The organism is Halomarina salina, assembly GCF_023074835.1.
GTDB classification, from domain to species: domain Archaea; phylum Halobacteriota; class Halobacteria; order Halobacteriales; family Haloarculaceae; genus Halomarina; species Halomarina salina.
Genome location: NZ_JALLGW010000001.1, coordinates 429,460 through 455,375, shown reverse-complemented (window position 1 = coordinate 455,375; position 25,916 = coordinate 429,460). Strand labels below are relative to the sequence as shown.

Genomic DNA, 25,916 nt, shown 5'->3' with positions numbered 1-25,916 from the left:
ACCGGGAGCGCCGTCACCAGGGCTCGAACCTGGGACAACCTGGGTAACAACCAGGTGCTCTACCAGCTGAGCTATGACGGCTGTACCTCCGAGTAACGCGATTTGCCAAATAGGACTTTCGTTTCGTCGCTGCCTCGGCGTGCCGATGCGTCCCAGGGCTCCCCGTCGCACGGTGGCCGGGCCCGCCGACCGACACGTTTTCCGCTCGCGGCCGAAATCGAGGGGTATGGACGAGTTCGAACGCGTCGTCGCGACGGTCGGCGAGCGCGTCACGCCCGACGCCGCCGAGCGTGAGCGCCTCGCGGCGACCGCCGACCGCGTCGTCTCGCGCGCCGAGGCGGCCATCGCGGACCTGACGGTCGAGGCCGACGTGGTGCAGGTCGGCTCGACGGCTCGCGGGACGTGGCTCGCTGGCGACCGGGACATCGACGTGTTCGTCCGCTTCCCGCCGGACCTCCCGCGCGACGACCTCGAATCGTACGGCCTGCAGGTGGGTCGCGCGGCGGTCCCCGACGGCCGCGAGGAGTACGCCGAGCACCCCTACATCAAGGGCGAGGTCGACGGCTTCGAGGTGGACTGCGTCCCCTGCTACCGGGTTCCGACCGCGCCGGACATCCAGTCGGCGGTCGACCGGACGCCGTTCCACAACCGGTACCTCCTGGAGCGCATCGACGCGGGCCTCGCGAGCGAGGTCCGCCTCGCCAAGGCGTTCCTGAAGGGTATCGGCGCGTACGGCAGCGACCTCCGGACGAAGGGGTTCTCGGGCTACCTCACCGAACTGCTGGTGCTCGAATACGGCGATTTCCGCGCGCTCCTCGACGCGGCCGCAGACTGGCACCCGCCCGTCGTACTGGACCCGGAGGACCACGCGACCCGCGAGCACGGTGACCCGCTGGTCGTCGTCGACCCGACCGACCCCGAGCGGAACGTCGCCGCGGTCTGCTCGCCGACGAACGTCGCCCGCCTCACCCACTACGCCCGGCAGTTCCTCGACGCGCCCGACGAGTCGTTCTTCGAACCGCGCGACCCCGACCCGCTCTCGGGAGACGCGATGCGCGACCACCTCGACCGTCGGGGGACGACGCCGGTGGCGGTCCGGTTCGATGCCCCCGACGTCGTCGAGGACCAGCTCTACCCGCAACTGGAGAAGTCGCTGTCCGGCGTCGTCGGCGGACTCGACCGCAACGGGTTCGACGTGCTCCGGGCCGAAGCGTGGGCAGAGGCACATTCGTCTTCAGGTGCGGACGACGACGTGGACGCCGCGCCGGGCGACGACGCCGACGACGGACCGGCCGACGCGACGTGGGGTGACGCCGTCCTCTTCTGCGAGTGCGAGGTGGTCGAACGGCCCGCCATCGAACGCCACCGCGGCCCGCCGGTCTCCGTCGGCGACCACGCGACCGGGTTCTACGACGCCTACAGCGAGGACGACGTCTACGGTCCGTTCCTCGACGGCGACCGGTACGTCGTCGAGCGCGAGCGACCGTACCACACTGCCAGCGACCTGCTCGACGACGGGCTGTTCGAGGTGTCCCTCGGCGTCCACGTCGAGCGGTCGCTGCGCGACGGCTACGACGTGCTCGTCGGCGGGGAGTGCGTCGAACTGACCGGGTCGTTCGGCGAGCAACTGGCGCGGTACTTCGACCCGCGACCCTGAGTTCGAGTCGTCTCTCGCGTCGGCGCGTTCGCCCCGCCCCGACTCAGAGGTCGAACTCGTCTCTGAGGTCGTCGACGATGGACTGCGCACCGTCGTTCGGGTCCGAGTCGGGGTGGACTGGCTCCTTGCCCATGTACACCTCCTGGATGGTCGAGATGCTCTCGGCGAGACACTCCAGTCCGTAGCCGCCTTCGAGGACGTAGCCCAGCGCGATGTCGTTCTCGGCCGCGAAGTCCCGACACTGCTGAGCGAGCAGGCCGTAGCCCTCCGTCGAGACGCGCATCCGTGAGATGGGGTCGCGCTCGTGGGCGTCGAACCCGGCGCTCACGAGGAACAGGTCCGGGTCCCGGCGCTCGATGACGGGGAAGACGGCGCGGTCCAGCGCGTCGGCGTACTCCGCGTCGCCGCTGCCCGCCGGGTAGGCGAGGTTCATCGTGGCCTGCTCGCCGTCGCCCTCGCCCGTCTCGTCGATCTCGCCGGTGCCGGGGTACAGTCCCTGCTCGTGGAGCGAGGCGTAGAACACGTCGCCGCGGTCGTAGAAGATGTCCTGCGTTCCGTTGCCGTGGTGGACGTCCCAGTCGAGGATGGCGACGCCGTCTGCGCCCCCGTCGAGGGCGGCCTGTGCCGCGACGGCGGCGTTGTTGAAGAAACAGAACCCCATCGCGTCGTCGTAGACGGCATGGTGGCCAGGGGGCCGCCCGAGCGAGAACGGCGTGTCGTTGCCGTCCGCGCCGTCGAGCGCCTCCTCGGCGGCCCAGCACGCCCCGCCGGCGCTGGCGAGGGCGGCGTCCCACGTCGCCTCGACGGCGACGGTGTCGGCGTCCCACGACCCGCCGCCGTCGGCGCAGAACTCGCGGACGGACTCGACGTAGTCGGCGTCGTGGACGGCCTGGACGGCCTCGACGGTGGCGTCGTCGGGGGAGGTGAACTCGACGCCGTGGTGGCGCGCGAGCGCCCGGCGGATGGCGCGCAGTCGGTCCGGCCGCTCGGGGTGGCGTGGGCCGGTGTCGTGGTCGAGGCAGACCTCCCGGTAGGCGTACCTCATCCGGGTGGGAAGTACGCGTCGAGTTCGAAGTACGTCTCGACGTCGTCGGCGATGACCGTCCGACGGTCGGCGTGCCGCGCGAGGACGACGGCGGCCGCCGCCACGTCCTCGGCGTACGCTTCGAGGATGCCAGCCAGTGCGACGCGGGCGTCCATCGAGACGCGGTACCGGTCGTCGATGTCGAGGCGAGCGATGCGGTCGACGGGAGCGATAGGCAGGTCTGGGTCGTCCTGGGTGTCGGCCACGCCGAAGTCGGCGGCCATCAGCGTCTTGCGGCCGTCGGCGGTCGCGTGCTCCGCCGCCTCGGTGGCGAGGGCCGCCCCACGCTCCTGGATGCGTCGCGCGAGCTGTTCGGCGGCGTCGGCGCTCACCCGGAGTTCCCCCGCGTTCCGCCGGATGATACCGTCGACCGGCGCGAACGGAAGCTCGACGCTCATACCGTGCCACGGGAGTGTTGCGGGCTTAAGCGTTCCGCGTCAGCAAGCGACGCACCTCGCGCTGGCATCGTTAGGCGACGGCGCTCGGTGCGTGAGCGCCGTTCACACACCACCGCAAGCGGCTTGACCGACCGACGAAACGGCCGACCATGGACGCGGACGACGCGGACCACTCCGACGGTCAGGGGGGCAGGAACGGACGGGCCGACCGGTTCGACGTGGACGGCCAGGCCGACGTGGCCGACCCAATCGCCACGGCCCTCGACGCAGCGTTCCCCCACCGAGCGGTCACGGACCTGACCGGCACCGGCCCCTCGTGGAACGAACTGAACGAGACGGTCGGCGTCGCGTTCGCCGACGACGAGCGCGCGTACTGCAAGATAGCGACCGACGGCGACGGCACCCGAATCCGACGTGAACGGGCCGTCGTCGACTACGTCGGCGCGAACGGCGACGTGCCCGTCCCGACCGTCCTCGCCAGCGACCCCGACGCGCGGGTCCCGTACCTCGCCACCGCTCCCGTCGACGGACCGAACCTGCTGGACGAGTGGGACGGCGCCGACGTGACCGGACGGGCGGCGCTCGCTCGACGGGTCGGGGCCTCGCTGGCACGCCTCCACCGACTGCGGTTCGACGTGCCGGGGCACGTCGTCGGCGGCGACGCGGACGCCCTCGACCTCGACACCGCCTCGTGGACCGACGTGCTACTCGACTGGGTCGAGTGGTACCGCGGCTACAGCCCGTCCGACCGGTTCGACCACCACTTCGACGCGGTCCTCGACGCCGTCGAGTCGAACCGGGGCCTGCTCGACGACGCCCCGGCGGCGCTCCTCCACTGCGACACCGCGAAACCCAACTGCTTCGTCGGGGACGACGCCGTGGGCTTCCTCGACTGGGAGATCGCCCTCGTCGGCGACCCCGTCTGGGACCTCCACCGGGGCCGCTGCTACCTCGACGGCGTCCGCGTCACCGGTCCCGAGGCGATCGTCGACGGCTTCTTCGAGGGGTACCGCGAGACGGCCGACGGCCTCCCCGCGGGCTACGACGAGCGGGTGCCGGTCTATCGGCCGGTCTGGCTACTCAGCTGGTCCGGGTTCTTCGACAACTACCTGCAGTTCGTCGAGGAGTCCCCCGAGGAACTCGCCGAGTGGGTCGAGCGCGAGATGGACCGGCGGCTCGGCGCGATAGCGTAGCCGGAGCCGCCGTCTCACCCCGAACCGCCGCCGCCGGTCAGAACACGTCGTCCGCGTCGAGTCGGCCGTCGACGAGTCGGCCGCGGACCGTGACCTCCTGCCCGAGTCGCACGTCCGCGTCGGTGTCGACGGTGAGCGTCTCGGAGCCGTCGTCGAGCATCACGGGGTCGCCCGTCTGGACGACCGTCCCGGTGAACTCGGTGGGGCCGTCGTCGGCAGTGTCGCCGTTCGTCCCGTCCGCGCTCGTCTCCTCCGTGCTGCCCTGGTCGGTCGCATCGTCGTCGCTCCCGTCGCCGTCGTCGGACGCGAACGCCGAGAGTCCGGTCGACTGCTGACCGCCGCCACCGCCGGACTGGCTCGCGGTCGCTGACTCGGCGGCCGCGTCGACGTCGCCCGCGTCGGTCGCGCCGTCTTCGAGGACGGAGACGGTCGAGCGCCACCCGGCCGAGGCTTCGAGGTCGTCCTGCCACCCGTCCTTGACCTCCACGTCGGCGAACAGCACCTCGTCGCCCGGCCCGATGTCGGCGTCGGCCTTCTCGCCCCACATCGCGACGCGGATGTCGCCGCTCTTGTCCTGCACGCGGACGTTCCGAACCTGCCCCTCCGACCCGTCGTCGCGGTCGAAGGTGCGTTTGGGGTCCGCAGAGCGGATGACCCCCGCGATGTCGACGATATCGCCCATCTCCAGGTCGGTGATGGCCGTCGTCTCCGGGACGTAGCTCACCTCCTCGTTCGTCTCCTCGATAGCGCCCCGAGAGCCGACGTGGAGTTCGAGCGTGCCGTCGCGGTCCCGGACGTAGCCGTCGACGATCTCGACCGAGATACCCTCCGAGAGCGTCTCGACCGTGTCGGCCTGTTCGTCCCACATCGTCACCCGGACGCGGCCCGTCTCGTCGCCGAGGACGAGGTTCGAGACCTTCCCCTCCGAGCCGTCGTTGCGGTCGAACGTCCGGACCGGTTCGACGCCGAGCACCTTCCCGCGGACGTTGACGTCGCTCTGGCCCAGCGACAGCGACGCGATGGTGCCGTCCTCGGCGAGGTCCACGTCGATGTCGGCGTCCTGGTCGCCCTCGACGCGACTCGCCGAGACCTCGAGGCCGCTGTACCCCTCCTTCGGTCGCCCCTTGATGCGCAGGACGTCGCCCGCGGCCAGTTCCTCCTCGGCGGCCGCGGCGTCCTGGTCCCAGAGCGCGACCCGCACGTGCCCCGTCTCGTCGGCGACGTCGAGATTGAGGACCTGTCCCTCGCCGTCGTCGCGTTCGAACGTCCGGATGTCGCCGACGCTGACGACCTTCGCGAGGAACTTCACCTCCTCCATCCCGGCGTCGATGTCGGCGATGCCGTTGATCTCCTCGTCGGTCAGTTCGTGGGCGATGAGCATCGCCGCCGTCTCCTCGTCCGCGAGTCCGTCCATCTGCTCGACCTTCTGCTCGACCGCCTCGCGGAACTCCTCCTCCGAGACGTCGGTGTCGAGGTCCGCGTAGACATCCTCGATTGCTCCCATTGGTTCGGTCATGGCAACTGGGCTGTTAATCGTTGTCGGTCCGTCGGACATGCCGACGGCTGGTCCCGGCTTCGGGCTTGAACCCTCGCGCCGTGCGACCGGCGCACACCCGCCGGACGAACCGTAACCGTCTTACGTATCTCCGGGGTATCGATGGATGAGTCCTGGTAGGGTAGTGGACTATCCTCTTGGCTTGCGGAGCCAGGGACCGGAGTTCAAATCTCCGTCAGGACGCTTCTCAACGTCTCTACAGGGTAGAGACGTGTTTCTCCTCCGCACGTCGACCTATGCTGAGAGCCAACGACATTCGACGAACGAGGAGCACCGCCGCCGTGTTGCGGTTTTCGAGCATCTGCCGCCAAACAGCACCATGAGCATCAGCGTCCCACAATCGACGCTCGATGAGCTCAACACGCGACAGGCGCTCGACTACGAGGAGCACTTCGACAGCTGGGTGCAGTGGGCGCTCACCTTCGGCAAGCATCCAGAGCGTGTCGAAGGACTGAGTGAGCAGACGATGGACGTCCGCGCCTACCGCGTCGACAAGTTCTATCGGTGGGTGTGGGCCGACGAAGGCTACACCACCTCAGTGTCGCACGAGCATGCCGACGCGTACCTGAAGCACCTGGCCTATGGTGACTACTCAGGCGATCACAGAGCGAACACTCAGAAGGCGCTGCGCACTCTCTACAAGTGGCGCACTCACGAGCACGACTGGTCGCCGTGGGAGCCGTCACTGACGTTCACCAACCCGAACCAGACGTCGACACCCAGAGAGTTCCTGACGCGCGAGGAGCGCCCTCGGATTCGAGACGCGGCACTCGACTACGGCAGCATCCCTCACTACAACAGCGTCTCACCGAACGAGCGCGACAGATGGAACGCCTACCTCGCGCAACGCTACGGCAAGACGAAGGGGTCAGTGACCCGTGACGACTGGCGACGTGCGAACGGGTGGAAGATCCCATCACTCGTCTCCGTGTCACTCGATGCAGGTCTACGCCCCATCGAGGTGGAGCGAGCACGGACCGGGTGGGTCGACCTCGACAATCGAGTGCTGCGCATCCCTAAAGACCAGGCGTCGAAGTCACAGGACAACTGGGTCGTGGGGCTTCAGTCGCGCACCGTCGAGATGCTGCGTCGCTGGCTCGAACAGCGTCCACTCGTCGACCTCTATGAGGACACCGATGCACTCTGGCTGACTCGTGAGGGCAACGCCTACGGCTCTCATGCCCTGTCGTACCTGCTCGACGAACTCTGCGACATCGCCGGCATCTCCACTGAGAATCGGCAACTGTCGTGGTACGCGATACGTCATTCCGTAGGTACGTACATGGCACGCGAAGCCGGACTTGCTGCTGCACAGATGCAACTGCGCCACAAGTCGGAGCAGACGACGATGAAGTACGACCAAGCGCCGGTCGAGGACCGTCAGGACGCACTGGAGCGCATGGGATGACCAACCCACTCTTCTCCACCTACAGACAGGGCGAGAACCGCGTCACTGGCACGGTGCTTGCGGCGTTCGAGCACTGCAACAGCGCGTTGCTCGAAGACGTCCTCGAATCACTGCTCGACGAGAGCGACTTCCCACTACTGACCTTCGAGAACCAGCCCGTACGCGATGGGTCGGTCCCGGATGCCGTGATCCGGTCATCGGCTGCCATCTACGTCGAGACGAAGACGGCACAGGACGCCGTCGACAGAGATCAACTCGAACGGCATCTGAAGGCCCTCGATGTAGACTCAGCGGACAAAGGGCGACTTGTGGTGCTGACGCCCGATGCCGAGCCACCTGCTGCACTTCCAGATGACGAACGTATCGTGTGGGCGAACTTCGATGCTCTGGTCGAGGCGGTCGAGAGTGTGCTCGGACGTGACGTGGGCACAGCAGAGGACAGCGTCGCCGTGCCGACTGAGCGTGAGGCGTTCCTCCTGCGTGAACTGGTGCGCTTCATCGAGAGCGAGAACCTGACCAGCGATGCAGCCGACCGCGTCATCGTCGTCGCTGCCCGACGAGCGTGGCCGGAGTACCAACAGCATGGCCTCTACTTCTGCCAGTCTGGTCGCTACTTCGATCCAGCCGAGCACATCGCGTTCTACACCGATGGGGAGATCAAGACGGAGATTCCGCGCATCCTGTCGAGGGTGGACGACGTCGAACTCACCGCTACTGGCGTCGAGGAACACGAAGGCCTCACTGAGCACCAACGAGAGCAGCTGTCGTCTGTGGTTGCTGAGATGCGTCGTGAGGACGGCCGGCGCATCGGTGAGGTACAACAGGTCTTCTTCCTCGAAGAGGACCTCAGCCTCACTGAACCCATCCAGAACGACAAGACGGCCGAGTCGGGTCGCTCTATCGGCTTCGTGCAGGGGCATCGGTACGTCTCACTGAGTGATCTGGAAGAGGGGCCAACTCACACTTCTGAGTTGGAGTAGCATTAGCATGCTATAGCAGAATCTGATGGGTGTGTGACACTCGGATTTCTGGATTTGGAAGAACAGTGGAGAACAGTACAATTAGCAGATGGAAATCCAACGAAAGTGTAGAACAGTTAGCACTTTGGTTAAAGGGAACTATCTATCTAATAGGTCATTCAGAAACTGGTGGGATACCAGTTGGCTGTTGGCCTGGAGAAGCCAAAAGGATGTATACCTGCGCTAGTTGTAGCAACGAGATCGACGACAGCACGCCCTCTGACAGTTTAGACGGCGAACCAATCAGGTTCTGTGCTGAGTGCCGTGACAGACTCAGCAGCCATCGGTGCGCTCGGTGCGGCGGAAGATGCACAGACAGACTCTCTAGTGAGGCACTCATGCTCGCAGGAGAGCAAGGAACTCGGCGACTGTGCTTCGATTGCAGCTCGGAGCTGCGTGAGCTCCAACTGTATCTCGGAGTACAGTAGACACCAACCGAGGGCATTCGATAGTGTGCGTGTAGTATCCACCATTTGAGTGCCATAATGCTCTCTGAGGCGGCTTAGTCCCTTCTCAGCGTGTGCTCTGTCTGTTAGAAGGGATAACCACAGAAGGAAATCATGCTATGCTACTGCATAGGCGGAATTGTGGAAGGTCGTGTATTAGGATTCTATATACGGAACCTTCCGGAATTCACCGTATGCACTAGCATACCACAGTTGGTGAAGGGGACAAAGCGAGGGTGGGTAGACCCACTTTGCGAAAGAGGATCGAATCTCGGCCATGTCGCCGAGCTCAACAGCGCAGGGGACAGGTAGCCCTCTGCGCTAAGGGTGCATCAAGGGGAAAACCCCCTGTGCACCTAACACGAGCGACGCCGCGTTGTAGCGGTCGTCAGCTCGTGCATATAGTTAACCAGCACAGGGTACCAACCTGTGCTAACACGTGAGAGTGACGCGAAAACGCCATCTCACGCGACGACCCCCAATGTCCGGGGAACGAGTTTGGAGCCGAAGCACAGAACTGTGCCTGTTACAGCACAGTCAATTATTATACCTCTCTGACCTTCAATCTAACCTAAAACCGCACCACAGCGGTACGATTAGCTGTGCTCTTCTGCATGTAATTTATGCAACAATAATGGCGGTGGGGAACCAATATACTACTGGGAATGTCCCGATATATCGAACAATCGCACCGGATTGAAAACTTCGAACCAGGCCGTGAAGTCGAGCTCACGGTCAAATCACACCACGCTGACGAAGCGGCGTGGCTCATCATCAACGGCGAAGAGGGCGAAGACGAGCCCCCATCGTACGACATCGTAGTCTCGGAAGACGTCCGTAGTGGGGAGCTGGGCAACGATACGGACGGCGTCGTGAGCGAGGTGCACGAGGACTGCACTGACCGAAAGGTCGTCTTTGAGCACATCGGAAGCACCACGACACTGAAGATTCGACTCAACGAGGCAGCGACCTACCGATTCGCGGTGTTCGGCCGATGAAGCGTGTCCACATCAGCGCCGACGAGGACGGCGTGAGGCGATTCAAAATCGTCTCGATGGAGGGAGAATGGCACTTCGAGGTCTACTCAGACGTGCCGTTCCGATACTGGGTGGGCAACAAGAAGACCCGTGCAGAGCAAATCGAGGCAGGCAAGTACGTCATCAAGCCGGACGAAGAGGGCACCGTTACGCTCCGAACGGACGAGCCGATCTCTGTCGAGGTCGAGGAGCTGACAAAGAACGGTACTTCCTACGAGCGATGAATCTACCTCCTGAGAAGCCTCACTGCGCATCACTCACTGCTGGTGAGCAGCTTCGAATCGAAGGCGTCGCGACGAAGCCGTGCCGAGAGCTCTTGGTGCTCGTTGAGACGGACGGGGAGTTCGATATCTGGCTCGAAGAGCAGCATCCCACAGACGTAGCACCACTGCTCCACTCGAAACAGAAGGGGTCTCGTGCCACACGCTTCACTGAGCCGGGTCTCCTCACGGACGTCGTGCTCAAAGCAGCTGACGAAGGCGAGTACCTGATACACGTTCTCCGGAAATGATGGTGCAGCTCAGCCAAGCAGCCCTGATTACGGTCCTGTTGAGCATCGTCTTCGGCTTCGCCTCAGTCGCTCTCGTCGTACTTATCGCCGTGCTGATGGCGTATCTCATTTCCACATAAGATGCCGCTCGAATGCCCCTACTGCGACGGTGAGTATCACAACCTCGGCGTGCACGTACTCCAGACGCACGAGAAGCCGACGCACGACCTCGAACAGACGGTTTCTGATGAGACGCTGGCGAAGATGCGACGAAGTCGCGGCCCTTACTCCCTGAGCGCAGACGAGGTGTACGAGAAAGCACCCCAGCAGTTCACGCTCAGACAGTTAGACGGCCTCTTGGACGAGCAGATCTCTCAGCCGACGTTGAAGAAGCGTCTCAATGCGCTCGTCGAGGATGGTCGCATGAAGGTCATCGAGTTGACGAAGCCCTACTACTACATCAAGCAGTGAAGCGCATCAACATTCGTCCAAACGGTGACAACGCGCTGGTGTACCAGTACGGCTGCATCCCGACATACGTCACCACTGCTGCTGAGTGCCTCGACATCGACTCTGAGGTCCCCTTCGTCAGTTGGATAGGTGATACCCCATCAGAGGCAGAAATGCACGAGCCGGGATACCACATCCTTCTCATGGACAACTCGGGACTCAACTTCGTGACCATCCAGACGCGAGGTCCGGTGCTGTTCGAGAAAGAAGAGATCTAAAATGCGAGATAGAGGCTGCGCAGTGAATGCTCGCTTTCACACCGCACTCGATTCACAGTGTGGCGCACGCACGTGACACTCTTGTTGGTCTGTTTTACCTTCCTGTACGCATCTGTCGACGACATTATTTCCTACTAACACCTACTGCCTTCTGAGGTTCTTGTAGATAATATGACTAAAAAACTACCCACTAGATTTGTGAGATCTCTGTATCTGCAATTGGGCTGGGGAATCAACTGGCCACCCAGTCAGCAACTGGAAGTGGGAACTGTCGGTCAATTCGAATCGCTCCTCTTCCAACCGTATTCGCACTTGGACAACTTCGACATCGGGTTTGACGAGACCTCTCCAAGCGAACATACGAAATCGGATTTCAGTGTTAGCTCAAGAAAGGGAGTCAGATTCACTTGGAAAGCAGCGGGAGAGACTACTGAAGGGTTTCAGGGCCTCGCAAAAGCAGACGCGGGGGTGAAGATTTCATTTGATTCTGATTTCGGGTATGTATTTGCAGTAGGCGATTACAAAATCCGAAGGGTTTCGGATAAATTCAAACTACAAAAAGACATCTTGGTCAGGATGTCTGATGACGTGCGCAACTCTACTATAACGAGCCCAACCGATTGGGTGCGGAACTACGCAGTAATCACAGATCTTGTTGAAGCAGACTCGGTCACGGTGATCATTTCAGAAACTAGGGGAAACGAAATCGAACTCAAATTCACCGGAGAGCTGGGACCAAATTGGATGGAACTCAGTCGGCTCAGTACTGGAGTCGAAGTAGTATCAAGTTCGAGTGGGCTGTATGTCGCAGAGTCTGTCTCTAATGTCTCTCCCCTCTTTCACTCTATGCGCGTTGAGCGCGGATTTTGGGGTGTCTATAGCAACAAGTACTTCACTGAACTGCATGACAGAGAGGGATATACGGCTCCCGAATGGGCTCGCCAGATGGTGAGAAAAATGGCAGGGGTTGTTGAGAGAATTCGCGAAAGTGACGACCCTTCTGACGTAGATATACAAGAAGTTCAGGACTTGTTTGAAGAAAACCGGAGTGGTGTGTTCACAGAAGCCGATGATGCGTTCGTGAAAGCGCTTCGTCAGAGGATCCAACAGACAGGGGTGTATACCTTGGAGGATGAGAAGGAAATCATCCAACGATTTCTGGAGGAAGATACCGGGGTGGCTGAAGAAGAAGTTGAGGAGCTCGTATCGAAGTTTGCCAAGAACGATAATGCCGCATTGGAACAGGAGAGTGGTCAATAAGTCTAGAAATCGGGCAGGTGGTACACAGCGCCGTGACCGATGCCGCGCTTCCTGAGTGCGTCCGTGACGCCATCCCAGTCACTCACGTCTGAGAAGGCGACAAGCCGGTCTCCACGCTCACTTGGCTCGAAGATGAGGTTACCACCATCGACCGAAACGATGTCACAGGAGTTCACCAGCGCTTCTCTGATGATGTGGGGGTGCTCGTTCACCAAACGGACGTGGACACAGTCGTCGTCGCCACAACTGCACCGTGCCGCATCCGCACCATCGAGTCGCACCGAACGAGTGATCTCGCCGTCGTTGACGTTGACGACGCCGTTACTGCACACGGTAAACTGATAGACTCTCAGCTGTTTGCGTATCATGGTCTTGTTGCAGACCAGTCTGGGTGTCTCTAGCACCCGGATTTCCGTGACTGGTCGTATATCTATATTATATTATACTGATATGAACATATTCAGCCGTGTCAGAGTGTGACGCTTCGAATCACGGAGTGAAAATGGCGCAGACGGAGCCGCATTCGGAGGCCTTCACCCCTACCTGTTACGCCATCGAAAGCGGCCTCGAATAGGCTACTCAGAACGACGAAGCCCACAGTCTACCAGGATACGATGCGATGGAGACGCTGTCGTAGTCGCTGGTGTCGAACCGAGTCGTCCCTTCGCTCATCGCTTCAACGGCGGTAGGCTTGCCGTCCTTGCGTGCCTCGATTTTGTACGTAGAGCTCGCCTTGATCTCCAACTCGGCAGCGAGTTCAGAGAGAACAACCGATGTGCCTTCACTGATTTCGAGGTACGTCACGAGGTCGTCGTCGTCCGTACGCATGCTGCCCGTGTCGTGATTCGGACTGACGCTCTTTGTCGAGAGGCTGAGGTCGATGGGATGGCGCACAGGTTCGTCTGCCATAGTATCTATAGTATCCCGACGACCAAATTTCGTGTATAACTACCGTGTGATGAAGTGAGGCTATTTACCTCCTGAGGTATTAGATTCTAGTAATGATGGAGTGCATCTGCGGCAATGCACCAGAACCAGTAGTCGCGCTCATGCACGATGGCGACGAGGTGCGAGAGTTCTTCACTCTGCTCTGTCGTGAGTGCGATGCTGAGAACGATGATGTGGTGAAAGCAGTCGCTGCCGGTGCGCCACGTGAGATCCAGGAGGATGTCCTCTATGGGAATCGAGAGTCGTGGTGGCCTGAATACCCATGCCCGTACGACCTGAACACTCTCGGCCACACTGACAACCCTGAGCACTGGGTGTGCGACCAGTGCGGTGAGGAGCGCATCAACTGCGAAGCCGAGCAGCTCGTCGAGCACGGCGTCGAGCAGGAGATGCGCATGCTCCTCTGTATGACGTGCGACTCAGACGTCAACGAGCTTCGATTCCAACACCCCGAGCAGTCGGGACTTGCTGACTTCTACTAGTTTTCCAGCCGTGCTACCTCAGCGTGGACACTGAAGCGAAGTTCGCCTACGAAACCGTCGTCGAGTATTTAAGACGAGGGGTGGTTGCCCACCCGGACACAATGCGATATGACGATCTGAACGAGCCCACACTGCCATGCGCGGCTCTATTTCTTAGTAGGACTTCGACCGATATGAATCTATCTGTCACATATTTCCATACGGGCGTATAGGAATTCCCACTCGAATAGCCCGAGTTATCTTTTTTCACTTTCTGACACTCAGACAGTAGCTCCTGTCGCAAAGTGACGCTGGTAGAAATACTTAATTTGCTCTTGGTCAAATTTCCAATTACTCACTAAAGAAGTGGGTGAATGCCCAGGAATCGGCGCTGTCACGCCCCTGGGCACAGTGTGATATGAACGCCTACAGAAACATCTGCGGACGTCCGGCTGATAGTCGCACGTCTGTCCAAGTAAGGATTCTGGTGGTACAGTGACGGAGACGTTCGATGTTCTCGATGAGCGCACAGAGCCCATCGAGCCGTTCGACATCGAAGAAGGAGTCTACCCCTCGGACTGGAAAGAAGAGGACTACTGGTGCGTCTATGCCCCTGGAGCAAGCTGGAGGCCCAAAGCACCACGAGCGCCGTGGTTGCATCCGCACAACCCGATGAAGGGATCTCAGTGGTCCAAAGATGAAGCGAAGGTCGACTTCGAGACGGCTCAGATGTACGCTGAGCAGCCGCAATTCGGGCTCGAATTCGTCTTGCCTAACCGCGACGACTACGACCACAACTACGTCCTCATCGACTTCGACAAGGCTCGGAACCCGGAAACTGGTGAGGTTCATCCAACGGTGCTGGAGTACATCGAGCGCTGTGACTCGTTCGCGGATATCTCCACATCGGGAACTGGGATTCACATCTACGCACGAGGAGATCTCCCTGACGACCTCAGAGGTGCAGCAGTCGAAGCGCCCCTGCAACCTCAGTTAGACGAGTTCCCGAACGCTGGCATCGAGGTGTACGAGAAGAGTCGTGCCTGTGCGATGACGGGGCTCCACATCGTCGGCACGCCTGAGTCCACTCAGAATGCTCAGGAAGTGCTTGATGAAATCTGTGAGGAGTATGGCACCTTCCGAACTCCGACGCCCTCAGAGGACAGAGAGCCCTCTCGAAGCCGTGCCGAGCTCGGCGACATCGAGACCACTCACGACATTCAAGACGTCTTCGACGCTGCGTATCACGTCCGCCCGAGCGACATCTGGTTGAAAAGCACTGTCACGAACGACCGAGGGGGTGGGACCTTCGACCTCGATCCGAGCTTCGCAGAAAGCGAGAGTGGGACTCGGCTCGCACAACTCGAAGATGGGTGGATATACCGTCAGGGCGATGTCCACCTCACCGCGACCAAGCTCGTTGCACTCGAAGAAGGGCTCGTCTCCATCGTCGGAGAACAGCCCACTGGTGAGGCGTGGTGGAAGACCATCGAGGCGCTTCGTGAGCGCGGTGCTCACATTCCCAAGTACGAGAAGCCAGCAGGAGCTGATGCGCACACCGAGTTCTGTGAGCCGCCGGAGTACGACCCACTGCCCGTCGATGTGGCTGAGATTCGTCGTGAGATGCGCGAAGAGAAGATGGATGACTTCCTCAACGGAGACCGCGACGTCATCTGGACGCATCCTCCTGGCACTGGCAAGACGACCAATGCGATGCTCGAAGCACTCGACCAGGAGCTCGCGCACTCGGTGCTGTTCGACACACACGAGAAGATAGACGAGATGATGGAGACGATCATCGGTGAGGTCTGCTTCGGAGACCACTACTTCCACCTCATCGGAGGGCAGCAGCCACGAGAGCGCCGGTGTCGAAAGTACAAGAACGCGAAGGAGCAGTGCCCTCATCATCCATCACGATGCCCGCTGATGTGCCCGGCCTACGAGGATGATGAATTCTGTTCGGTCATGGGAGAAGTGGGACCAGTGCAGGCTCACATCCTCCTCGAACCACATGGTGACGATACCTGCGAGTGGAAGAAGCGACTCAGCAAGGCCGATAACGAGGACTACGTTCTAGGAGTGAAGGAACATCAGCAGCTGAAACCCATCCAGAAAGAGTTCGTCATCTACGACGAAGCGCCCAAAGTCCCGACTGGAGAGCGTAACCCACCATTCAACGCTCAGGAAGTAGAGAAGATCGCTGCACAATTCGAACTCCTGAGTAACAGCACCCCAGGGCGACTTGCTCAGTACGCTGGTGCGTTCTCAGAGTTCGCTCGACAGGCTGTGGACTACATGCTCCGACGTGACGAGAAGCCGGTGTTTCCAGACGTCGATAGCTACGACGGCGCGTTGGGCATGGAGCCCCTCGACAACCCTCTCACCGAACTGGTGAAGCTCAAGCAGGAGTTCAACGCTCGCCTTATCCAGCAGATGAAGGACGGCAACTGGGATGGGACGCCCATGGGGTTCGACGCGCTGATGATGTACGCTGGTGCGTCAGGTGCGTTCAGCGGTGAGACGGCTCGGCGCGTCGTCGCAGCAGAGGACCATCTTCGGTCCTGCCCTCGGTGCCACGAGAGTGCGTCGCTTAGTGGCGCAGTCGGCAGCCGTGGGTGTGCATGTGGCTGGGCCGAAGACCTCACTCGTGAGGCTCGTGCTATCGGCACGATACCAGACCCATACGACAACAGCGACCGAGAGCTCATCTTCGAGTACCTCGCTGCGACTGAGGATCTACCGAGTAAGGTGCTGGTGCTCGACGCGACTGCCGACATCGACATCCATCGGAGTTTCTTCGGTCGCACTCCTGGAGTCGTCGGTGACGAGCAGTACGAGATGGACTTCGACGTGACGCAACTGGTCGATGGCGAGTACCCACCCGGCGTTGTCAGGGGGACTGGCCCCTACAACGCTGCTGCGCCACGCCTGCAACAGGTCATCAAGTTCGACTGCGCGAAGCACGACAGGGTGCTGCTCGTGGGTCATCAGAAGGCACAGAAGCTCTACGACATCCCAGACAACGCTGAGTTCATCTACTACCAAGGGAGCACGAAGGCAGTGAACCGCGAGGATTTCGACCATGTCGTGATTCTCGGCTCGAATCACCCACCGACAGATGCGCTTCACAGGCAGGCGTACCTGCTCTCACTCGAAGTAGACGACCTGAGCGACGGCGGCGTCGAGCACACTACCCGTAATGGTGACGATGTGGTGGCTCCTGAGCCCTCTCGGTACATCTTCGAGGACGATGAGGGGAAAGGCAGGCAGGTGCGCTCGAAGTACTTCACGGGCCTCACAGGCACCCTCTTCGAACAGAAGCGCGAACGAGAGATCGAGCAGGCCGTGCACCGACTGCGGCCTCTTCTTCATCCTGGAAAGAGCGCCACCATCGTCACGAACGTGCCCACTCGACTGCCGGTGACCGAACTGAGCACCATCAAGGAATACACGAAGCAACTGGCGCACCAGAAGCTGCTCGGCCACTTCGATGAGGAGTTCACCATCGAGCAAGTGGTAGAGGAGTTCGATGTGTCAGAGCGCACGGCCAGAGAGTGGATTTCCAAGTGCGAAGATGAGGGCGACATCGAGCAGTTCGACGGCTTCGGCGGCGTACACCACTACTGGTACACCTAGAGGCCTGTTCGGAGGCCATCACCCCTACCTATGAGGTGCCCAATATGGCCTTTCGGATGCGGTTTGTGCACTCAGATGTGCCGAATCATGCCATGCTAATGCATACGGTGAATTCCGGAAGGTTCCGTATATAGAATCCTAATACACGACCTTCCACAATTCCGCCTATGCACTAGCATAGCATGCGTCAAAAGAAGATGCGCTCTGGGGCGACCTAGTCGAACAGCGAGTCCGTCTGGACACCGCTCCCTGCGACCGTGCGCAGGAACGAGTGCGCCTTGAAGGAGATTTCCTTCAGGTCGGCGATGTCGCCCTCTTGGTCGCTCAGCTCGATGTTCTTCAGAAGTTGCGTCTCACCCTTGGTGAGCGAGATCGTCTCCTCGCTCCCGTTGTTTTCGACGGTGATCTTCACGTTGTCGTACGCGACTCCGTCGATGGTACTGAATGCGTTCGGTGACTCGTTGTACCAGGACTCCAGTTCGTCGACGACGACCTCCAAGTCTTCTCCGTCTGGTCGGAACTCGATGGCTTGTTGCATCGAGTCCTCTCCGAAGACGTCGTCGAACCGCGAGTGCAGTTGGCTTGCCGAGCCGTCGCGTTCGAGTCGAAGCCGAGTCGCGAGATCGGCGTCGCGGAGCTTCGGGAAGATGTCGTCCGTCTTGATGGGTCGGACCTTGACGTTCGCGCCGTCGTCGTACGCCTCGTTGACGTACTCTCGGAGCGTGATGTCGAAGGGACCTTTCGCACCGTAGCGGCGCGAGCGTTCGAGCAACAGGTAGGCCTTGTTGGTCTCCCCTGGAGGCGTGTACATCAGGAAGTACAGTGGCTTCTCCATGGTGTCCTCGAACTCTCGGCCGTCTTCGTCACGCTGGCCGGTTGGGACGTTGGTGAGTGCTCGCCTGACGCCGTACTTGCCGAGGTAGAGATACCCCTCTACGACGTTTTTGTCATGCTTCCATTGGGAGCTGAGTGCGAGCGTGACGTTCGCCAACTGCTCGGCGTTCTTGTCCTCACCAAGGTCCTTGAGGACCGACTCGTAGTGCTCACAGAACTGTCGGAACAGGTCGGTGAACGTGCCGACACCCGTTGCTTGTGGGATGTCTGGTGCGGTGAGTTCGCTCTGAACTTCTGTGTCTTCTTCATCGAGTGCGCTCAGGTCGCGCATCTCGTCGGGCTTTCCAGTTGGGTGCAACTGGACCGTGTACGGTATGAGTTTTAGTGCAGACATTTGGCGGCTACGTCTCCTCTGTTTTCTGTGGGAGACAATCGCACGTAGGACGTGTTTAACAAAAAGAGTTTGTGGACCAGAGTGAAAGTAAACCGGCAAAAATCACCGCGCGCTCACATGCTCGTTATCGACCGATAGAGGCGAATCTCCTGTCGAAATGATAGGGTGTCTACCTGTCGTTCTCGCCATCTGAGTGGGACAGTAATGTGCAGATGTAGTGCTCATCACATCATAGGCGACTGCACTCTCAGCGGCCTCTGGTGCCACCACATGATGGAATGCACGGCGATGTGTGATGCTCCAATCCAAATTGTATCCCAGCGATGGATTGGTGGCTACTATTCAGTTTCTGCCTCTAATTCTGACTCACGCCTGCGTACTGCGCTTTCTAGTAGGTTCAGTAGCAGATTCGAATAAGCAATAACATCGTGTGCCATCCGCTGGTCTATTTGGTCCATGTGACGAGTCTGGTCGCTGTCCTGCTGTCTGTGGCTCAATGGGTTACGAATCGCCTGATACCCTCCTGCGAACATGAACATCACTCCTTGCTTTTCATTACGGTTTTCCCCGAGAGATAGTGGCCCATCGTCTTCTGTGAACGCAGCCATCATCAGGTCCTTTCCGTACTTACCATCCAGTTCCGAAATCTCCAGTCCTGAAATGCGCTCCTCTACGATTTGGACCGCTGTCTTTGCTGCATCCGAATATTGATTGGACCGATATGCCGGGAGACAGCGTGATTGCAGCTCTTCGTCCAGACCTGCGAGTGACATCTCTGTGTCAATCTCTACTTCTTCATCATCTCCACCTTGCTCGAACGAATCTATTAGCTGTGAAATATTGAAATGAAGTGCCTCCAAGTGACTGTTATCCTCATATTCGCCATCGACATTTTTTGGCGAACGCGGAATGTACGCACTACCAATGATGCTACCATCGGAGTAACAGTCAATATGGAACCCGTCTCTGTTGACGGTCATCTCAATTTCCTCAAACTCGGTCTCTTCGTCAAGATCCTCGTCATCAGATTCCTTGAAAGTACCCTCCAACGGTGAAATTCGACGACTAAATGTGGTTCCCGACTCATCACCGAGAGCTCTGCTCAGTACCTCTTCCGCCTCTCTGAACCAGTCGACATCATCTGTCGTGATGTGGAGAACTTTCCGATTGCCCCATCTACTTCCATTGTAGCCAGGTTCCCGATATTGGCCCTGGAAAAGGAAGTAAGCGCCTGACGCATTGTGGCCAATCGCTGCGTCATACATGTCCTCTCGCACCAGTTCCTCTCCGAGATACCTCTTGCACTTGTAGTGGCGACTTAGTTCCATGAATGAGATTATTGGCTACTTGTCGTGTTCATCCACTATCTGGATAAACATGGCGCTCGGGCCATGAGTGCGCGCGTTTAACACCCCAAAGCACGTCGAATCGACCAGTGCGAGGAGAGATCGAGCGCTCTGGCGATGTTCATGGTGTGCACAGTGTGCCATGTTCCGGGGGCTTGCGGAGCCAGGGACCGGAGTTCAAATCTCCGTCAGGACGTTTCTCTGCAGCGCAACGCCGACGAGCGTAGCGAGTCGGCCGCGCTGCAGGAAACTCAAACGCGGAGATTTGAGCAGACGAGACGAGCGCCAGCGAGTCTCGGCGAGTTCAAATCTCCGTCAGGACGCTCACTTATTCGTCGAGTCGCTCGGTGAGCGACTCGCCTCATCGTTCACGCCCTGACGTGCCTCACGCTCACTCCGTTCGCGTGAGACTCCGTCAGGACGGTTCTCCATAGTCTCTCACCGTGTGTGTCGGTTTGTCGAAAGAAACCGAGCGGACCGTGTCGAGCCGTGGCCGTCGTCGCGGACCGCCCCGACCGCTCGGTGGTGTCGAACGTCGCCGGCACCGTGTCATGCAGTCGGCAGTGGTGCCGCGTCGAGGGTACCCACTGGAGTGGTGAGTATCTTGTGGGCACGTACTCGAAATCGGCACGTAGTCGGTTTCAGACCGCTATCCTCGGATAGAAACCGGCCATCGTGGCCGCCTCTTGCGGTCGCGCGGGGGAAAGACTCTCGCCGCTCGCCCGTGACGAAGAGACGATGAGCGATACGCCGCGCCGAGCAGTCCTCCGTGGAGCTGGCGCGCTGGCCTGTTACACGCTCGGTGGCTCACTGTCACTGCCCACGCCCGCCGAGAAGCGGCGCGTCGCTCCGGACCGAACACCGGTTCGGCCGACCGGAAGCGAGGCCGACCCGCGGGAGGACTTCCTCTGGTTGCCGCCGGGGATGTGGCGCGACCGGCTGGTGTTCGAGAACGCGGTAGCGTTCGCGGCGCGCCACGACCTCGCCATCGTGTTCTCCCAGGGTGACATGACGAAGACGGAGCAGATGGACCTCGTGGTCTCCCGGATGGCCGAGAGCGAAGCGGCGGGCGCGACCCCGTGGTTCGCGACGGCCATCCCGTACGCCCTCACTCCGAGAGAGTTCGTCGAGGACGCCGAGAAGCGCGAACGGCACCTCTCGCGACTCCGTTCGGCAGCGCAGGGCTACGCCGACGTCGTACCGGACGGCAACCTCGTCATCTGGGAGGAGGCACCCGTGGCGGGCGAGTGGATCCCGGGCGGTGCGTGGAACGGGAAGGCCGTCGACGCACTGACGCAGTACGGGCCGGAACTGTACGCCCGCCAGCGGGCCGCCGTCGCCGACGTCGCGCCCGACCTCTCGGCGGGCATCTTCCTGCACTTCCCCTACGTCGTCGAACAGCGCAGACCCGAGGTGTTCGCGAACCTGATGGACGACCTGGCGGCGCGCGACTCGCTCCCGGACTTCGTGTTCACCGACTTCTACCGGGGATGGTGGGAGAAGGACGCGGGGCCCGCCATCGCGAACGCCGTCGTCCGGAGTCTCGTCACCAACGCGGCACGGCACTCCCGTGGCCGCCCGGTGTACTTCCTCGGCCAGGCGCACACCATCAACCCGCGTCACACGCCCAGCACGCAGGCGATGCGGATGGACCTCCGGGCGGCGACGGCGGCCGGTGCCCGCGGCATCGGCTGGTACGCCCGGACGGCGTACAAGCAGACCCGTCGCGGGTTCGACCCGTTCGTGCCGAACGAACTCGAGGAGTCGGCGATGCCGAACCACGCCGAGGCGAACACGTTGACGTTCGCTCGCGACCGATTCCTGTACGCCTACCGGGCGACGCTGGCCGCCCAGGCGGGCGTCGACCCGCGGACCCGATTCGACCTCTGGATACACACCGACTCGCCGGGGTTCTACGGCCACCGCGTCTCGGTCCAGGCCGACGACGGCTGGACACCGCTCGGCGACGTCGCGGGGGCACACCCGGCCGTCGCGTCGGTCGACGACGACGAACACGTCTCCGTCTTCCACGCCCTCGATGCGGAGCGGTTCCTCGCCGACGGCAGTCTCTCGCTGCGCGTCGAGACCCACGACGGCCACGACGGCCGCCTGCGGGGGGTGTACGCGCTCCCGTTCGACCCGGCCGTCGCGTACACCGAACGCGACGCGACACGAGCCGTCGGTGGAGGGCGACTGTCGCAGTTCGCCCACTGGATGGCAGCGCGCGACGACCGACTGACGCCGGACTCGCCGCTCGAACTCACCGTTCGGTCGGGCGGACTCGGCGGACTCGGTGGGCTCGCGTTGACGACCACTCGCTACACCCGGCTGCCGGTCGCCGACCTGCTCGCGCCCGGCACGCTCGACCACCGAATCCGGCTCGCGTCGGCCGAGTCGGACGCAGGGTTCGACCGTCGACGGCGGTTCGACCTCTGGGTTCGGGCGACCGGCGGCGACGACCCGACGTCGCTGTTCGACCAGTTCGGACTGGACGCCGCTCCCGTGACGGCCGCCGTCGGCGACGGCGCGGCGGTGTTCTGGGGGCTGCGCCGTCGGGTGCTCGGCGGCGACGCAGCGGCGACGCTCTCGGCCCTGCTGGACCGCGAGTTCGACGGTGCGACCGTCGACGCGCTCTACGCGATGCCGTACTTCGGGAGCGAGGACCTGCGGCTGCCCGCCCAGGTCGCTCCGTTGCTCCGCGAGTCGGCAGGCGAGGTGGCGACGTTCTCGTTCGCACACGCCCGGCGAGACGACGAGTAGGCGGGTAGACGACGTTCGGGGGAGCGCTCTCGCTCTGCCGACCTACTCCATCGGGTAGAGCACTCGTCCGACGTACGTCTGGGCCACCTCGCCGTCGGCCTTCGTCGTGACGATGCGTGTCGGGACGACGCCGACGCCCTCTCGCCACGGCTCCTTGTCGACGATCTCGGCCTCGATGGAGAGCACGTCGCCCGGCCGGACGGGGTTGGGCCAGCGCAACTCGTCGACGCCGACGGCCCCCATCGACCCGGAGTCCTCCAGCAGGCCCGCGACCACGAGTCGCATCGTGACGGCGGCGGTGTGCCACCCGCTGGCGACGAGACCGCCGAACATCGACTGCTCGGCCGCCGCCTCGTCGGTGTGGAACGGCTGTGGGTCGTACTGCTGGGCGAACGTCAGTATCTCCTCGCGGGTCATCTCGTACTCGCCGAACGACGCCGTCGCGCCGACGGTGACGTCCTCGTAGGTCGCGAACATACCACACCGTCCGACCGGGAGACCGTAAGCGTTCACGAGACCGTTCGCGAGCGACGGTGCAGGTCGACTCCCGCCTGGGGCCGGTCGACAGCGACGGGAGGCCTTTACCCCTGGCTCTCCGACGCCGGGGCATGGACCGGACCGAGCGGTCCCTCCGGGCCGGACTCGCGCTCTACAGCGCCGGGGAGTTCCACGCGGCGCACGACCCGTGGGAACACCGCTGGCTCGAACTCGGCGGGGACGAGGACGACGAGGTGGACGGGACCGTCGCTGGCTCAGGCGGGTCGAGCGACGGCGTCGACTCCCCGGACCGCCGACTCCTGCAGGGACTCATCCAGACGACGGCGGCGGTCCACCACGCGACGACGGGCAACTGGCGGGGGGCCAGCGGTCTCGCCGAGAGCGCACAGGGTTACCTCGGTGGCCTCGGGTCGACGTACCGCGGCGTCTCGCTCGACCCGGTCCGGGAGTTCCTCGGCACCGTCGCGGTCACGCCCGAGACGGTCGAGCGCGACGGACCCGTTGCAATCGAACTCGATGGCGAACCGGTCGACCCGGCCACGCTGGAGTTCGAGACGGTCGTCCTGTGCGTCGAGGCAATCGTCGAGGAGTACGACCTCGACAGCGAGACGGTCGAGCAGGCCGTCGAGTACGGCCGGGCGGACCTGACGGACGGTCGGGCGACGAGTCCGTTCGTCTCGCTGCTCGTGGACCTCGTCGCCGGCGGGAACCGTCCGCTGGTCGTCCAGCGACTGGGCGACCACGTCGCCCGCCGCGAACACGAGGCGTCGGGCGTCGAGGGACTGTTCGACGTCGATTGAGCCTCCGGCGCTGGCCGGCCGTTTGGCGTCGACCGACCGTTCGGCGGCGACTCCGACAGCCGCCCCTAGAGCTATGCGGCTTCAGTAAATTCTTCATTTCGTATATGTCTGACCGGATGCTTCAGGTGCGGATGCTCGTCGCGGGCTCCGTCGTGTTCGCGTTCTACGCCGCGTTCGCGCTGTTCATGAACCGGGCGGGGTTCGGCCTCGAATGGGTCCTCCCGGGGAGCGTCGTGTTCGTCGGCGTCCAGTACAAACTCGGCAAGTGGCTCGCACTGCGCGGCGTGGACGCGCGTGACCTCCACGCCGAGGAGCACCCCGAAATCCACGCGACCGTCGAGCAGTTGAGCGAGGAGATGGGCATCGCGAAGCCCGCCCTGAAACTCGGCCGCATGGGCGTCCCGAACGCGTTCGCCGTCGGGCGGAAGGGGGCTGGCGTCGTCGTCGTGAGCGACACGCTGCTCGAACTGCTCGACGACGACGAACTGGAGGGCGTACTGGCCCACGAACTCGCGCACATCAGGAACCGCGACGTGACGGTGATGCTGTTCGGGCAGAGCGTCGCGTCCATCGTCGGCATCGCCGTGTTCTGGCTCGTCGCGCTCGCCGACGACAGCTTCGCCGTGACCATCGTCGGCTGGGTCGTCAGCTCCGTCGTCCAGACGGTCGTCATGGTGTTCGTCCTCGCTATCTCACGCTACCGCGAGTACGCCGCCGACGAGGACGCAGTGGCCTCCACGGGCGACCCCGAGGCGCTGGGCCGTGCGCTGGCGAAGATTGCGTCGGTGGGCAGCCACGAGGATGCCCCGGACGTGGACGGCCAGGTCGGCGCGCTCTGCATCTTCGGCGGCGAGCGCGGCCTGCTGGCGACGCTGTTCGCCACCCACCCGCGGACCGAGAAGCGCATCGAGCGCCTCGCGCCGCACCTGCTGGAGTAAGTCGTCCTGAAACTGATCTTTCTCGTCGCTTCAGTCCTATATATTCCGACCGCCGCAAGGTGTAATAGCACACACTCATTTCTTTCACGCAATATGTTATTTCAGGAGGTGGTGATTGCTTTCGGGGCACTCGTCGTCTTCGGAGCAGCCCTCTATACCCTCAACGAGCAAGCCTTCCGGTGGTCCGTCGCGATTCCTGTTCTGGCGATTGCCGTCCCGCTCTTTCTCCTCGTCAAGGCACTCGGGCTAGTCATTGGGTTCACGCGATTGGTTTGGGTGCTAATCCGAATGACTGCGAAAGCACTGGTAAAGACCGTTCTTTTCCTCGTAATCACGATTCTCCTCACTGCACTGGTCTTCCTGACGGCCCCAATCCCACGTCTTGGCAGGAAGGTTCGATCGCTGAAGACGAAAGCCGGGGGCAAAATCGACTTCTCAGGTCTTGCCGAGCAATGTCGGTACATGAGAGGAGTGATGGTCGATATAATGGTCGAACAACGGGATATCTCTCTTTCTTACTCGACGGAAGGTCGGTATCGAGAGGAACTGGTTGATGTGCGGGAGACAGGTAAGAAGCGGTTGGAGGATGGTGAGCTGGTACTCTCCTTAGGTCTCGGAGCTGTCCTCCTCATTTCGCAAGCGACTGGTCTTCGATTGTTCCAGCTGACGTATCACGATGTCTCTGCCTCTCTCGCGATTCAGCTCATTTTACTCGTCATCGTTCTCTCGATTGTCTATCGCGTCTGGCTCATCGATTTCATGGCGTACGACGAGGAAGAGGAATTCACCTCATTGGAGCAAATGGACGTCGCCCTCACGTACCAGAAGGCTGTCGCCTACGTCGGAACAATCAAATCACTGATGTTTGCTCTCACCGTCGCGCTTGAGATTTCGGGAGCCGACCATCAGATGGTTTCTGATACACTCACTGCGTATCGGGACGGAGAGCCACTTCTTGATGCCCTGAGGAACGCACGAGACACATAACGCACCCTCGTTCCATTCGAGGAGCGGCAAATCGTAAAA

The 25,916-nt window shown here is 61.7% G+C and carries 24 protein-coding genes and 2 tRNA genes; 17 read left to right on the top strand and 9 right to left on the bottom strand.

What is annotated here, in order from left to right:
- Positions 1-8 precede the first annotated feature (8 nt).
- A tRNA-Asn gene (locus tag MX571_RS02325) sits at positions 9-81 on the bottom strand.
- A gap of 145 nt (positions 82-226) precedes the next feature.
- Here MX571_RS02325 and cca point away from each other — a divergent pair.
- The gene (gene cca / locus MX571_RS02320; protein WP_247413985.1) at positions 227-1,657 is read left to right on the top strand and encodes a CCA tRNA nucleotidyltransferase; all 1,431 of its coding nucleotides are present in this window, start codon (positions 227-229) and stop codon (positions 1,655-1,657) included.
- A 43-nt stretch (positions 1,658-1,700) separates the two neighbouring features.
- On the opposite strand, the gene MX571_RS02315 is transcribed toward cca, so the two are convergent.
- Both MX571_RS02315 and MX571_RS02310 read right to left on the bottom strand, forming a co-directional pair.
- The gene (locus tag MX571_RS02315) at positions 1,701-2,702 is read right to left on the bottom strand and encodes a histone deacetylase family protein (protein WP_247413984.1); all 1,002 of its coding nucleotides are present in this window, start codon (positions 2,700-2,702) and stop codon (positions 1,701-1,703) included.
- A complete protein-coding gene (locus MX571_RS02310; RefSeq protein ID WP_247413983.1) occupies positions 2,699-3,139 on the bottom strand; it encodes a histone in 441 nt (146 codons plus the stop codon). The genes MX571_RS02315 and MX571_RS02310 overlap by 4 nt, the downstream gene beginning before the upstream one ends.
- A gap of 149 nt (positions 3,140-3,288) precedes the next feature.
- Between MX571_RS02310 and MX571_RS02305 the strand changes: the two genes are divergently transcribed.
- Positions 3,289-4,332, top strand: a complete 1,044-nt coding sequence (locus MX571_RS02305; protein WP_247413982.1) for a phosphotransferase family protein — start codon at positions 3,289-3,291, stop codon at positions 4,330-4,332.
- A gap of 37 nt (positions 4,333-4,369) precedes the next feature.
- On the opposite strand, the gene MX571_RS02300 is transcribed toward MX571_RS02305, so the two are convergent.
- Positions 4,370-5,836, bottom strand: coding sequence for a single-stranded DNA binding protein (locus MX571_RS02300; RefSeq protein ID WP_247413981.1), 1,467 nt, complete (start codon positions 5,834-5,836; stop codon positions 4,370-4,372).
- Positions 5,837-5,997: 161 nt separating this feature from the next.
- On the opposite strand from MX571_RS02300, the gene MX571_RS02295 reads away from it, so the two are divergent.
- From MX571_RS02295 to MX571_RS02255, 9 genes are all read left to right on the top strand, one after another.
- Positions 5,998-6,070, top strand: a tRNA-Arg gene (locus tag MX571_RS02295).
- Between the two features lie 136 nt (positions 6,071-6,206).
- On the top strand, positions 6,207-7,295 hold the full coding sequence (locus MX571_RS02290) for a tyrosine-type recombinase/integrase (protein ID WP_247413980.1): 1,089 nt from the start codon (positions 6,207-6,209) through the stop codon (positions 7,293-7,295).
- On the top strand, positions 7,292-8,275 hold the full coding sequence (locus MX571_RS02285; RefSeq protein ID WP_247413979.1) for a hypothetical protein: 984 nt from the start codon (positions 7,292-7,294) through the stop codon (positions 8,273-8,275). Before MX571_RS02290 ends, MX571_RS02285 begins: the two co-directional genes overlap by 4 nt.
- Before the next feature lie 1,150 nt (positions 8,276-9,425).
- Positions 9,426-9,758, top strand: coding sequence for a hypothetical protein (locus tag MX571_RS02280; protein WP_247413978.1), 333 nt, complete (start codon positions 9,426-9,428; stop codon positions 9,756-9,758).
- Positions 9,755-10,021, top strand: a complete 267-nt coding sequence (locus tag MX571_RS02275; protein ID WP_247413977.1) for a hypothetical protein — start codon at positions 9,755-9,757, stop codon at positions 10,019-10,021. The genes MX571_RS02280 and MX571_RS02275 overlap by 4 nt, the downstream gene beginning before the upstream one ends.
- Positions 10,022-10,116: 95 nt before the next feature.
- The gene (locus MX571_RS02270) at positions 10,117-10,308 is read left to right on the top strand and encodes a hypothetical protein (RefSeq protein ID WP_247413976.1); all 192 of its coding nucleotides are present in this window, start codon (positions 10,117-10,119) and stop codon (positions 10,306-10,308) included.
- Between the two features lie 120 nt (positions 10,309-10,428).
- The gene (locus MX571_RS02265; protein WP_247413975.1) at positions 10,429-10,758 is read left to right on the top strand and encodes a hypothetical protein; all 330 of its coding nucleotides are present in this window, start codon (positions 10,429-10,431) and stop codon (positions 10,756-10,758) included.
- Positions 10,755-11,015, top strand: a complete 261-nt coding sequence (locus MX571_RS02260) for a hypothetical protein (RefSeq protein WP_247413974.1) — start codon at positions 10,755-10,757, stop codon at positions 11,013-11,015. Before MX571_RS02265 ends, MX571_RS02260 begins: the two co-directional genes overlap by 4 nt.
- Before the next feature lie 261 nt (positions 11,016-11,276).
- Positions 11,277-12,275, top strand: a complete 999-nt coding sequence (locus MX571_RS02255) for a hypothetical protein (RefSeq protein ID WP_247413973.1) — start codon at positions 11,277-11,279, stop codon at positions 12,273-12,275.
- Positions 12,276-12,277: 2 nt separating this feature from the next.
- Here the strand turns inward: MX571_RS02255 and MX571_RS02250 are convergent, their stop codons facing one another.
- Together MX571_RS02250 and MX571_RS02245 are read right to left on the bottom strand one after the other, a co-directional pair.
- Positions 12,278-12,643, bottom strand: coding sequence for a hypothetical protein (locus tag MX571_RS02250; RefSeq protein WP_247413972.1), 366 nt, complete (start codon positions 12,641-12,643; stop codon positions 12,278-12,280).
- A gap of 211 nt (positions 12,644-12,854) precedes the next feature.
- Positions 12,855-13,184, bottom strand: coding sequence for a hypothetical protein (locus tag MX571_RS02245; RefSeq protein WP_247413971.1), 330 nt, complete (start codon positions 13,182-13,184; stop codon positions 12,855-12,857).
- A 92-nt stretch (positions 13,185-13,276) separates the two neighbouring features.
- Here MX571_RS02245 and MX571_RS02240 point away from each other — a divergent pair, with 92 nt between their 5' ends.
- Entirely contained in the window at positions 13,277-13,705 is a 429-nt protein-coding gene (locus MX571_RS02240; RefSeq protein ID WP_247413970.1) for a hypothetical protein, read from the top strand.
- Positions 13,706-14,179: 474 nt separating this feature from the next.
- Positions 14,180-17,320 carry a hypothetical protein gene (locus MX571_RS02235; RefSeq protein ID WP_247413969.1) on the top strand — a complete coding sequence of 1,047 codons (3,141 nt, stop codon included), beginning with the start codon at positions 14,180-14,182 and terminating at the stop codon, positions 17,318-17,320.
- A gap of 214 nt (positions 17,321-17,534) precedes the next feature.
- On the opposite strand, the gene MX571_RS02230 is transcribed toward MX571_RS02235, so the two are convergent.
- The gene (locus MX571_RS02230) at positions 17,535-18,548 is read right to left on the bottom strand and encodes a hypothetical protein (protein WP_247413968.1); all 1,014 of its coding nucleotides are present in this window, start codon (positions 18,546-18,548) and stop codon (positions 17,535-17,537) included.
- Positions 18,549-18,886: 338 nt separating this feature from the next.
- Positions 18,887-19,825, bottom strand: a complete 939-nt coding sequence (locus tag MX571_RS22640) for a TIGR02391 family protein (RefSeq protein ID WP_247413967.1) — start codon at positions 19,823-19,825, stop codon at positions 18,887-18,889.
- 807 nt (positions 19,826-20,632) lie between these two features.
- Between MX571_RS22640 and MX571_RS02220 the strand changes: the two genes are divergently transcribed.
- The gene (locus MX571_RS02220; RefSeq protein ID WP_247413966.1) at positions 20,633-22,654 is read left to right on the top strand and encodes a hypothetical protein; all 2,022 of its coding nucleotides are present in this window, start codon (positions 20,633-20,635) and stop codon (positions 22,652-22,654) included.
- A 42-nt stretch (positions 22,655-22,696) separates the two neighbouring features.
- On the opposite strand, the gene MX571_RS02215 is transcribed toward MX571_RS02220, so the two are convergent.
- Complete coding sequence (locus MX571_RS02215; protein WP_247413965.1) at positions 22,697-23,131, bottom strand: MaoC family dehydratase; 435 nt, start codon at positions 23,129-23,131, stop codon at positions 22,697-22,699.
- Between the two features lie 131 nt (positions 23,132-23,262).
- On the opposite strand from MX571_RS02215, the gene MX571_RS02210 reads away from it, so the two are divergent.
- From MX571_RS02210 to MX571_RS02200, 3 genes are all read left to right on the top strand, one after another.
- Complete coding sequence (locus MX571_RS02210) at positions 23,263-23,952, top strand: DUF309 domain-containing protein (protein ID WP_247413964.1); 690 nt, start codon at positions 23,263-23,265, stop codon at positions 23,950-23,952.
- A gap of 104 nt (positions 23,953-24,056) precedes the next feature.
- Positions 24,057-24,890: a M48 family metallopeptidase gene (locus MX571_RS02205; RefSeq protein WP_247413963.1), complete on the top strand. Its 834-nt coding sequence runs from the start codon at positions 24,057-24,059 to the stop codon at positions 24,888-24,890.
- A gap of 93 nt (positions 24,891-24,983) precedes the next feature.
- Positions 24,984-25,877 carry a hypothetical protein gene (locus MX571_RS02200; RefSeq protein ID WP_247413962.1) on the top strand — a complete coding sequence of 298 codons (894 nt, stop codon included), beginning with the start codon at positions 24,984-24,986 and terminating at the stop codon, positions 25,875-25,877.
- Positions 25,878-25,916 lie beyond the last annotated feature (39 nt).